The 10,114-nt window shown below is 43.9% G+C and carries 13 protein-coding genes; 9 read left to right on the top strand and 4 right to left on the bottom strand.

All coding sequences use genetic code 11. The features are described 5' to 3' along the window. The 6 genes from HQK80_13385 to HQK80_13410 form a co-directional block, all read left to right on the top strand. A partial coding sequence (locus HQK80_13385) for an ATP-binding protein (protein MBF0223195.1) occupies nucleotides 1–424 on the top strand: 424 nt, incomplete at its 5' end. Nucleotides 425–463: 39 nt separating this feature from the next. Further along, entirely contained in the window at nucleotides 464–772 is a 309-nt protein-coding gene (locus HQK80_13390) for an STAS domain-containing protein (protein ID MBF0223196.1), read from the top strand. Between the two features lie 21 nt (nucleotides 773–793). After that, nucleotides 794–2,722 carry a CZB domain-containing protein gene (locus tag HQK80_13395; protein ID MBF0223197.1) on the top strand — a complete coding sequence of 643 codons (1,929 nt, stop codon included), beginning with the start codon at nucleotides 794–796 and terminating at the stop codon, nucleotides 2,720–2,722. Between the two features lie 83 nt (nucleotides 2,723–2,805). Continuing rightward, on the top strand, nucleotides 2,806–3,885 hold the full coding sequence (leuB, locus tag HQK80_13400) for a 3-isopropylmalate dehydrogenase (protein ID MBF0223198.1): 1,080 nt from the start codon (nucleotides 2,806–2,808) through the stop codon (nucleotides 3,883–3,885). Between the two features lie 386 nt (nucleotides 3,886–4,271). After that, nucleotides 4,272–4,595 carry a helix-turn-helix domain-containing protein gene (locus tag HQK80_13405; GenBank protein MBF0223199.1) on the top strand — a complete coding sequence of 108 codons (324 nt, stop codon included), beginning with the start codon at nucleotides 4,272–4,274 and terminating at the stop codon, nucleotides 4,593–4,595. A gap of 5 nt (nucleotides 4,596–4,600) precedes the next feature. Beyond that, nucleotides 4,601–5,824, top strand: a complete 1,224-nt coding sequence (locus HQK80_13410; GenBank protein ID MBF0223200.1) for a HipA domain-containing protein — start codon at nucleotides 4,601–4,603, stop codon at nucleotides 5,822–5,824. Nucleotides 5,825–6,007: 183 nt separating this feature from the next. Here HQK80_13410 and HQK80_13415 read toward each other — a convergent pair whose 3' ends face one another. From HQK80_13415 to HQK80_13430, 4 genes are all read right to left on the bottom strand, one after another. Next, nucleotides 6,008–7,327: a type II toxin-antitoxin system HipA family toxin gene (locus HQK80_13415; protein MBF0223201.1), complete on the bottom strand. Its 1,320-nt coding sequence runs from the start codon at nucleotides 7,325–7,327 to the stop codon at nucleotides 6,008–6,010. After that, nucleotides 7,321–7,659: a helix-turn-helix domain-containing protein gene (locus HQK80_13420; GenBank protein MBF0223202.1), complete on the bottom strand. Its 339-nt coding sequence runs from the start codon at nucleotides 7,657–7,659 to the stop codon at nucleotides 7,321–7,323. Before HQK80_13420 ends, HQK80_13415 begins: the two co-directional genes overlap by 7 nt. A 562-nt stretch (nucleotides 7,660–8,221) precedes the next feature. Continuing rightward, a complete protein-coding gene (locus HQK80_13425) occupies nucleotides 8,222–8,389 on the bottom strand; it encodes a PIN domain-containing protein (protein ID MBF0223203.1) in 168 nt (55 codons plus the stop codon). Nucleotides 8,390–8,486: 97 nt separating this feature from the next. Beyond that, nucleotides 8,487–8,747, bottom strand: a complete 261-nt coding sequence (locus HQK80_13430) for a type II toxin-antitoxin system Phd/YefM family antitoxin (protein MBF0223204.1) — start codon at nucleotides 8,745–8,747, stop codon at nucleotides 8,487–8,489. A 493-nt stretch (nucleotides 8,748–9,240) separates the two neighbouring features. Between HQK80_13430 and HQK80_13435 the strand changes: the two genes are divergently transcribed. The 3 genes from HQK80_13435 to HQK80_13445 form a co-directional block, all read left to right on the top strand. Continuing rightward, the gene (locus HQK80_13435; protein MBF0223205.1) at nucleotides 9,241–9,468 is read left to right on the top strand and encodes a type II toxin-antitoxin system Phd/YefM family antitoxin; all 228 of its coding nucleotides are present in this window, start codon (nucleotides 9,241–9,243) and stop codon (nucleotides 9,466–9,468) included. Next, the gene (locus tag HQK80_13440) at nucleotides 9,465–9,854 is read left to right on the top strand and encodes a type II toxin-antitoxin system VapC family toxin (protein MBF0223206.1); all 390 of its coding nucleotides are present in this window, start codon (nucleotides 9,465–9,467) and stop codon (nucleotides 9,852–9,854) included. The genes HQK80_13435 and HQK80_13440 overlap by 4 nt, the downstream gene beginning before the upstream one ends. 46 nt (nucleotides 9,855–9,900) lie before the next feature. Beyond that, nucleotides 9,901–10,114 (top strand): hypothetical protein (locus tag HQK80_13445; GenBank protein MBF0223207.1); only part of this gene is annotated, 214 nt, incomplete at its 3' end.

The raw sequence follows: 10,114 nt of genomic DNA on the forward strand, positions 1-10,114 counted from the left end.
TATCGACCAGGAAATAGCAGAAAGCCTGAAGAGAATTCTTGACCACTGCAACAACAACAGTGTGCCTATAGACAAATTCAATCTTCACACAGCTTTCAGTGAGGTCATCTTAAACGCCTGGAACCATGGAAACCGGAAAGACCCAGCAAAACCCATCAGAGTTCGCTGGTGGCTCTCAAATGATCTCAATATTGAGATCACTGACCAGGGAACGGGCTTTGTCTTTGCGACCGACGAAAATCCACGCAGAAAAACGAACCTCACTAAAGAGAGTGGGCGAGGCATATTTTTAGTTAAAAAAATCTGTGATTCAGCCAGATGGTTTGACGGAGGAAACCGGGTAATCATCTCGTTTAATAGTAACAGCTGTTCGTGGGGTCAACGACCCCAAAAGACCAAGACCAGCAGCTTTAAACTTTGGTAGCAGTGCCAAAGGAGACAACTTAATCAAAAAAGGGGATATATGGAAATCACAACAGAAGCCAGCGAGCAGAGATTGACTGTTTGTATAAGCGGGCAAATTGACGAAAAAGGCGCCGAGGCCATGAAATCAAGCTTTAGCTCACTACCGCTATCAGGCATCACAGAGGTCCAGGTTGACCTTAAAAACTTGACCTACATCGGCAGTTCAGGAATTGGCAAACTGCTTCTTTTTTATAAAAACCTTGGCGTGCAACAGATTCGATTACGAGTGACAAATGTTCCACCTGCCATCTACGAGCTGATGCAGGAGTTAAAACTTGACACTGTTTTCACTATCGAAAGACAGTAATCAAAAAAGGAATCGCACACCATGTTTGACTGGAAAAACGCAACCCTGACCACCAAAATAATCGCAGCCTTTTCGACAATTATCTTCATGATATTACTTTTTATCATCTTCAATTATCGTGGCGTCAATACAATTATCAGCAACGCGGAACAAGTGATTTCCGGCTACAGTCTTGACGGGACTCTTGCTCAAAAAGAAATTGACCACCTCAATTGGGTAAATAAAATAACAGCTCTCCTTACTAATGATGAAATCACAACCTTGAATCTTGAGGTAGATGACCATAAATGCGGTTTTGGTGAATGGTTATACGGGGCGGGCAGAACAGAAGCTGAGATAAAAATCCCTGAGCTCGCCCCACTGTTAAAAAGCATTGAAGCACCGCACAACAAACTACACAAAACCGCCGTCTCCATAAAAGAGGCTTTGACTCAGGGAGCAGGTGATCGGGCAGCCTGGTTCCCCAAAGTAGACGCCATTTATATCGAGGAAACAGTTCCGACTCTGGCTAAGATTCAAGCCTTAATTAAAGATATCCGCCAGGAAGCCCAATCACATATTATTACCGACACAGCCATGATATCCTCGGCCAAAAATTTTAAAAGGGGTGTAGCAATTTTTGGAGCACTCTTTATAGCTATCGGAATTGGCCTGGCCTTTATTCAGGCCAAGGGCCTGAACTCTATCCTTAAAAAGATCACTGACGGTCTCAAGGTCAATGCCATGGAAGTGAGTGCCGCAGCCCTTGAAATGTCGGCCTTCAGCCAGGATCTCGCAACAAGTTCAGCCGAACAGGCCGCAACCATGCAAACCACCTCAACATCGCTTGAAGAGATGACGGCCAGCAGTAAAGAAACTTCAGCGCTGACCAAAGGCTCAGAGAAGCTGATGAACCAAAATATTGAGCGTTCCGGCCAATCGCTTAAGGCCTTGGTTGAACTGACCTCAAACATGGCCCAGATAGAGCAGGACAGCGATAAAATCAAACAGATAATCAACACCATCGACAGCATCGCCTTTCAGACAAATCTTTTGGCCTTAAACGCAGCTGTTGAAGCGGCACGAGCTGGCGAGGCCGGGGCTGGATTTGCGGTTGTTGCCGCAGAGGTGAAAAACCTTGCCAGTAGAAGCACCCAATCAGCAAAGGACACCCAAGAGCTGTTGGACAAGACAATTCAACGGGTTGTCGATGGCACCCGTGCCTTAAAAAATATTAATAGCGATTTTGACGAGATCGTTTCTACTGCTACCGGTATCGGCGATAAAACCGTGGCCATTACCCAGGCAACCTCCGAACAGGCTGTTGGCATAGAACATATCACCCGGGCGACCATGGAGATAGACCAAACCACCCAGCATGTATCGGCAACTGCAGCAGAAGCGGCCAATGCCGCCGACAAACTTACCATACAATCCGAAGAGATGAATCTCATAGTCAATCAATTGATTGCCATGGTCTATGGAAAAAAAGGCAGCGCAACCGGGAGTATCGTGCCTTCCACAGCTTCAGGCAAATCGCTTTGCTGGGATGTGAAGAACTGCCCAACCGACAGACGCAACGGCTGCCCGGCCTACCCAAATACCGGCCATGAATGCTGGTCTGTAACCGGCACCCTGTGTGGGGGCCAGGAACAGGGAACCTATCATGAAAAAATGGCAAACTGTAGAAAATGCAATGTCTATGAACTCAACACGAAAAAACAAAAACCATCCGCCATCGCACATAAACTCCAGTCAGATGTAACCTGCTGGGAGATGAAAGACTGCCCTACGAGCAGAAGAAACAGCTGCCCGGCCTATCCTGACAGCGGAGGAGATTGCTGGATGGTTACCGGCACCCAGTGTGGAGGCAAGGAGCAGGGAACATACCAGGACAAAATGGCTGCTTGCAGGAAATGTGATGTCTATAAAGCAGCCCACCAAAAAACCCCACAGTTGAGGATAGCATAACCAGGATTATTATTTTATGCATTTTCTTCACATTTATGGTAAATGAATCCCTCTTTATAATAACAACATCAGAGGGCAAACCAATGAAGAAAATTGCTGTTTTAGCCGGTGACGGGATCGGACCTGAGGTAATGAAAGAGGCCATTAAGGTTCTTGATGCTGTCGGTCAAAAGTTTTCAATATCTCTTTCTTACGAATCAGCTGACGTAGGTGGCTGTGCCATTGATAATCACGGTGAGGCTCTCCCGGCAGCAACGCTTGCACTTTGTAAAGCCAGTGATGCCATATTGTTTGGCTCGGTCGGCGGCCCAAAATGGGAAAGCCTCCCTCCCGAAAAACAACCCGAACGAGCGGCACTTCTGCCTTTACGAAAAGAACTTGCCCTTTTCTGTAATCTCAGGCCGGCAAAGGTGTTCAAACCTCTGGTTGCCGCCTGCCCTTTACGACCAGATATTGTCGGCAGTGGTTTTGATATTCTCTGCGTACGTGAGTTAACCGGGGGGATCTATTTTGGGCAGCCCAAAGGTCGTGAAGGGAGCGGCGCCACAGAAAAAGCTTACGACACCATGGTCTATACCCGTGGCGAGATCGAGCGAATTACCAGAAAGGCCTTTGAGGCAGCCAGGCTCCGCAGAAAACTGGTGACCTCTGTCGACAAGGCCAATGTCTTAACCACCATGGTTCTCTGGCGTGAAGTAGTAACAGCAACTGCCAAAGACTACCCGGATGTCAAACTTAACCACATCTACATCGACAATGCCACCATGCAGCTCATCAAAGACCCTCATCAGTTTGACGTGATGCTGTGTGGCAATATGTTCGGTGATATCATCTCTGATGAATGCGCCATGATGACTGGTTCAATGGGGCTACTGGCCTCTGCCAGCCTTAATGAGTCCGGCTTTGGTCTCTATGAACCCGCTGGCGGCTCAGCCCCTGACATTGCTGGAAAAGGAATCGCCAACCCCATTGCCCAGATCCTCTCAGCGGCCATGATGCTCAAGTACACCTTAAACGAAAACAGTGCCGCCATCGCTATTGAGAATGCTATAGCAAAGGTTCTCGACAAGGGCATCTTCACCCCTGACATAGCAATCGATAAGTCCAAGGCTATTGGCACTGTTGCCATGGGTGATGCCATCGTTAATGAGATTTTAGGCTGACAACACAGCCCTGTTTCGCGCAAAGACGCAAAGGCGCTAAGATTATTATTTGCGGTACAATGGTAGGTTGGGTTGAGGAACGAAACCCAACAATCTGGATCCCGGCTAAAAGAATACCGGGATGACGGCCTTTAAAATCTTATTGTGGTGTTATCCGTCAAATCTGCAAGGTTGGGGTGAGCCCCACGAAACCCAACTAACCTGCCCTGGTCTCTATGTGGGCTCGTGAAAAAATAGCAGTTCTCTTAACCTTCTGTATGTTTCCGTGGCAAAAAATTACACATTCAAACATTTCAACCGCCTCCCCAAATAAAAACATCAAATATGAATCACAACCTTGACTAAAACATCATATTTGACGATATTAACAGATAGGAGGATCGGCAATGACGACATTTTCACCATCGACAACTACCACGCAACTTCTTCAAACAATTGGGGACAATCTGCGCACTGCACGGATACGACGAAGAAAATCACTTAGCGATGCTGCACAGATGGTTGGAGTTTCAAAATCTTCCATTGAACGGATGGAAAAAGGCGATCCTTCTGTAAAAATAGGCGTTTATCTTGCTGCGGCTGAGGTCTACCAGATTGAAGACACTATAAACTTTGCCGATCCCGCCAAAGATACCATCGGACAAGCTCTGGAGCGCCAGCGCCAGCCGAAAAGAATCCACCATAAAGAAAACAAAAAGCTCGATTTCTAACCCCTATGTTTGAACGCTATATTTTTATAACTCTACCACAGGAAGAAGCCCCGGCGCCTGCTGGTCTTTTTTCTCTCGATACCAGTTTGGGGGTAGGCAGTTTTTCTTATGGCCGAAAGTATCTGTTGCGTAAAAATGCCATTGCCATCGACCCGATCAATCTTCCTCTTTCAAACCACGAATTTACAACAAAAAAAAACAGTGGAGTTTTTGGGGTTTTGGGCGACATGTTCCCCGATAGCTGGGGGAAATACGTATTATCAAAAAAACTCAACATCCCCTTCGGCGCATTGCAACCGCATGATTATTTTGACTTGGTAACCACAAATTCGGTAGGGGCTTTGTCTGTTGGCGTCACCCCTGAAAAACCAACAACCAAAAAAGAAACACCAATCAGTTTTCCAGACATCAAATACGTCCTTGATGCCTATGACCGACTCACCCAGGACGACACCCTGCCACCAGAAGTTCTATTTTATCTTGAGCAGGGAACCTCTTTAGGCGGGGCCCAACCCAAATGTGCAGTGGAATATAACGGGGAAGAATACATCGCAAAATTTGAAAACAGTAAGATAAAGATCAACATGCCGCGCATCGAATATGCCACCATGCTTCTGGCTCAAAAATGCGGCATAAATACACCAACAATTCACCTTGAAGAAGTTGGCAACAAATCAATCTACCTGGTTAAACGCTTCGATCGACACCTATCAATAAGAAAACCATTTATCAGCTCCCATGCCCTCAGCAATCTCGATCTGGAGGAATTAGAAAAGGCCTCTTATATTTCAATAGCCGGACATATCAGGAAGATCTCCAACAGAGTCAACAAAGATATTCATGAGTTGTATCGCCGGATGGCTTTCAATGTATTTGTCGGCAATGCTGACGATCACCTGCGCAACCATGGTTGCCTGTACGATAACAAAACTGGCTGGTCGCTATCCCCAGCCTACGATATTTTGCCCATTCCTCGAAAACTACCCTCATTTTCATCATCATTAAATATCGGCAGCTTTGGCACATCAGCAACTATCGAAAACCTGTTATCAGAGTGCAACAAGTTCAATCTATCCATCTCCGAGGCATCATCAATCATTGAAGAGGTGAAAACTTTCTGTGCGGATTGGGAAAAGCACTATACAAATCTTGGGGTCTCTCTCCACGACCGAGATCAAATACGCATGTGCTTCAAAGCCCTTGTTCATGAGGGTTTATGCCCCCGTTAACCTTCTGTGTGCTTCTGTGTGGTTTCGTGGCTAATATTTTTGTAATCTCGCCCGCAGGAGAGATTTCCACCATCTGGCTAACTATTAGAGAAAAGTTAGTGAGATGGAAGGTTATTATGGGAAAGATCAAAGTGACCTTATTTATTTCTTTAACGTAGGACGCAACGTCCCCAAAAGCACACTCTAAATCGTTAGTCGTAAATTACTACCTATCTCTTTAAGCAATAAATGCGGCACACTGTGTTCAGTGGCCAAGTCATTCCATTTTGAAACATGCTCTGTAGTTTCCTCAATTATCCGATCAATTTTCCTTTTGGTGAATATCGGGCTTAATTTTTTAAAGCTGTAAAAATCTTCTCGTGTAAAGTTATCTCGCTTATCATTTAGCTTCATCCAGTGACTATTTACCCAAGGGCTTCCTGGTTTGTAGCTGTAAGCTAAATCGAAGGCAGGGGTTAATTGCCACTGATGTTGAGCATCGAGCATGAATCCAAAGTTTTTAGAATGATCATCATGATTACGCGCAACAACATTAAAAACCATGCGTTTAAATATCTGCATTGCATCATCAGGACTTAATTTAAGCTCTCTGGCAATTGAAAATAATTCGGCATATGAGTACGAGCCTACTTTTTTGTAACTGACGTGCGCTAGACCATTTAATGATTGCACGTGCTGCTTTTCATTGCCATTTCGATCAAACCGCTGAGTAATAAAGTGGCGTCGATTACCTTCGTCCAGCAAGCGACAAGGCATCATGTCTATCCCACATGCTTTAGCCATAAGGTGATAGACATACTCCATTGTTCCATACCCCATCGGGTCACCAAAAGTTTCCTTATCTTTATTATGTTCACTGACACCGTCAAACTTCATGATGAAATGAGTAAATCCTTCAGGCGCATCTGTTTGCCCTGATCGCACTTGGGTAAAGTCATCGTTAAACGCGAGTACTGCTTTTGGTCTAGCACCACCCGCACTCATGCCGACAGACATCAGTGCCAGCATTGCCCCTTGATCTTCTTGACCTTGAGTGGCAAGAGTTACGCTGAATTGCTCTTGTTTATCCAATATTTCTTGAGCAATAGAAACTAGAGATTGAATTTCAATATGTTGTGAAGCGTTTAACTTTTTTCTTTGGGTAGCAGGATGATATGTTAATGCTCCCATCCCCCGCTTTCCTGTATATTGGAGACGCTGTAATGGTGTAATCTCAGTTGTCGATTTACCTTGACTTGCTATCCAAGCATTCATTACAGCATTACCAAAATCATCAGGCAATGAGTCTGCTATCATTCCTGGCAACCCTTTAAACGCAACAGAATCAGCTTCTGGAAAGGAATATATCTCTTTAGATAAAGGCATTTTTATAGGTGATAGCTCAATGCCTGTTTTGATAAAGCGAGGTTCAAACTCGAATGAGCCTATACCTGTTTCAGTATTGAAACTGACAGCGCCAACATCATGCTCTTTATATTTCACACTTAGGACTTCCTTTACCATGAGGATTTATCCTCTTTGATTCTGGCTTTCCCATTCTTAGACTTTGATGCTCGTTGCCGTTTTTGGCCTTTGAGTTTTGCCAACTGTATAGGGGATATTTCTTGTACAGGTAGAAACATATTGAGTTGCCCTGCCATATTCATGGATACTAATATGGCGACAAAATTCTCCAGCTGAACTTTTCCTTTTTCAGCATTAAGAATGGTCCTTCTATTTAGGCCCGTTCGTGATGCTACTTCAGCCTGAGTTAAATCGACATTTAGCCTCGCTTGTTTCAGTCTATTGCCTAATTCTTCCGCTATAGCGGCTGGAGACATATTTTCAATTGCCATAATATTACCTATTCTGCACATTAAATAGTTTTAATGCGTTTAAAGTGCTTTTTTAGTCACACTGTAACTAAAACAATTAAAAAAAACAAGATCTTTTTAAAGTGCGTAAATTGTAACAATATATGCCAAATATCACATTAATGTGTATCAATAAGCGCATTATGCCGATTGATAGATAGCCAAAGGGCTTGTGCTGGGCATTATCTTTTGAGGTAAAATGTTATTCGAAGCTGATCCAATATTCGACACCTATAAAATAAAACGTATTTGGTAACAGCAATTGGAGTGTGATAGAATCCTCGCCATTTTTGAGCAAATATTTATGTGATTACCACTCACTTTCAGCGACTATCGTCATTCCCGCGGGAATCCAGGAAAGCCTGCCAATTGCACAATACTGGATCGGAGTCTGCGCTACCTCCGGCTAACAACATACCGGAGGTAGCGCAGACTCCGATGACGAAAGAGGAAAAGAAAAACATTGTAATATCAAACAATTGAGCTGGTAGGTTTTCAATTCAGCTGAAACTTGATGGTAATCACAAAAAAAATAAGATTTTTGTCAGTTCAGGTCATCCAGTAAAACAATATTGAGATTTTCAATTTTCTGCCATTCCGCATCATTGGTCAGAACATAATCAGCGCCACAAATCTCTGCTGTTGCCAACAAAATAGCATCAGGTGTTTTCATATTGTATTTAGGTCGGTATTCGGCTGTCTTATCAGCCACCAGTATGTTTATAGGGTACAAGCTGAATGAGAGTGCTTTTCCCAGAAGTAAATAAGGGGGGCGGTATCAATGAATACAGAGGATGATGGAGTTAATCTCAGCCCCATTCGTCACGCTCCTTCCTAAGGTAATCATCAACGTTCAGATCTTTCCACATGTCTTGGCCTAACCCAGCAGAAGTCCTGAAGTCAAGCTTCCCCTGGTTGGAGGTTATAGCTTTTGGTTGTTCGCAATGAACTAGTTTGGCAACTTTTTCACCCGATCGTTCAATGATAATTTCTTCATTAGTCAAAAGTACCTTACTTAAAAGTTCACCTAATGTAGGCCTGGCGTCAACTGCTGAGACTCTTGTTGTCATTCCATTACCTCTTTTCGGAGTATGCTAACTATAATGACCATAATGATCATTGTAGTTATTGCTCACCAAACGATCAAGTTTATAAGTATGAATAAAATCCCAGAAAGTCATCATCGAAGTCAGATTTTATGCCCTTCGTCATTGAAGTCTGCGCTATCTGCGAGCGAAACGCGGCAACCCAGCACGTCGTCATTGCGAGCGAAGCGCGGCAATCCAGAATATCGTCTTTGCGAGCGAAGCGCGGCAATCCAGAAAAAATAGCCCAAGGGCTAAAATCTCCACCCCGCCTTTTAACCGTTTGTGTGTTTCTGTGTGGTTTCGTGGCAAAAACAACAGTTCTTTTAACCTTCTGTATGTTTCAGTGTGTTCAGAGTCTACGCTTACCTCCGCGGCAAAAACAGCAGTTTCTTTCGCTGTGCAAAAAAACCACGAAGCAAATAAATTTTCTTGCTTAACTGTTGACCAACTATTATAGTCACTAAAGGAGGTATTTATGACACAACTTAACATTGCTGAAGCAAAAGCCCACTTCTCAGAAATTATCCAAAAGGCCCTTCTTGGAGAGGAGATCATCATTGCCAAAGGAAACCGCCCATTGGTCAAAATTGTGCCATTAACATCCGCTACTGAAAAAAGAAAACCAGGATCGGGCGCGGGGCTTCTCCAATATATGGCCGATGATTTCGATACCCCCCTCGATGACTTCAAAGAATATATATGAAAAAAATATTACTGGATACCCATACATTTATCTGGTGGGTTGAAGGGTCACCACAACTCACGTGCAATGCCCAAAAGCAGATTGAGAACACTAAAAATGAATGTTTTCTGAGTCTGGCCAGCAGTTGGGAGATGGCCATAAAATCAAGCATAGGCAAACTAAAGTTAGCATGTTCAATAAAAGAGTATATCCCACAGCATCTGTCGATAAATCAGTTCAAAGAATTGCCAATAAGTTTTCAACATGTAACAAGAGTAGAATCATTAGCATTCCACCATCGAGATCCATTTGACAGACTACTTGTCGCCCAGGCTTTAGAAGAAAAAATGATTATTGTCTCTGCTGATCCAATATTCGACACCTATAAAGTAAAACGTATTTGGTAACATCAATTGGAGGGTGAAACCTCACTATTTCAAACAAGCCAAGCATATGAAAACACTGAAAACAATCCTCTTACTCGCCCTCTTTTTTGCCCCTTTTTCAACTAACGCAGAGATTATGCCCCCTGCCCATAATCAATCTGCCGAGTACACCGAAAAAGTCAGTTATATGAAAGGTGTCGATGTTGCAAAATCGTTACAAGCGATGGTTCCAAACTTCAACATTGACAGTCTGAAAGCCGGGCTGGAAACAAGCATTTACA

The organism is Desulfobulbaceae bacterium (assembly GCA_015231515.1).
Taxonomy (GTDB): Bacteria; Desulfobacterota; Desulfobulbia; order Desulfobulbales; family VMSU01; genus JADGBM01.

Bases quoted from the DNA above. Each gene is read 5' to 3' on its own strand.
- leuB (MBF0223198.1), top strand. From the start codon at position 2,806: ATGAAGAAAATTGCTGTTTTAGCCGGTGACGGGATCGGACCTGAGGTA.
- HQK80_13440 (MBF0223206.1), top strand. From the start codon at position 9,465: ATGAAAAAAATATTACTGGATACCCATACATTTATCTGGTGGGTTGAA.
- HQK80_13410 (MBF0223200.1), top strand. From the start codon at position 4,601: ATGTTTGAACGCTATATTTTTATAACTCTACCACAGGAAGAAGCCCCG.
- HQK80_13395 (MBF0223197.1), top strand. From the start codon at position 794: ATGTTTGACTGGAAAAACGCAACCCTGACCACCAAAATAATCGCAGCC.
- HQK80_13415 (MBF0223201.1), bottom strand. From the start codon at position 7,327: ATGGTAAAGGAAGTCCTAAGTGTGAAATATAAAGAGCATGATGTTGGC.
- HQK80_13390 (MBF0223196.1), top strand. From the start codon at position 464: ATGGAAATCACAACAGAAGCCAGCGAGCAGAGATTGACTGTTTGTATA.
- HQK80_13435 (MBF0223205.1), top strand. From the start codon at position 9,241: ATGACACAACTTAACATTGCTGAAGCAAAAGCCCACTTCTCAGAAATT.
- HQK80_13405 (MBF0223199.1), top strand. From the start codon at position 4,272: ATGACGACATTTTCACCATCGACAACTACCACGCAACTTCTTCAAACA.
- HQK80_13430 (MBF0223204.1), bottom strand. From the start codon at position 8,747: ATGACAACAAGAGTCTCAGCAGTTGACGCCAGGCCTACATTAGGTGAA.
- HQK80_13420 (MBF0223202.1), bottom strand. From the start codon at position 7,659: ATGGCAATTGAAAATATGTCTCCAGCCGCTATAGCGGAAGAATTAGGC.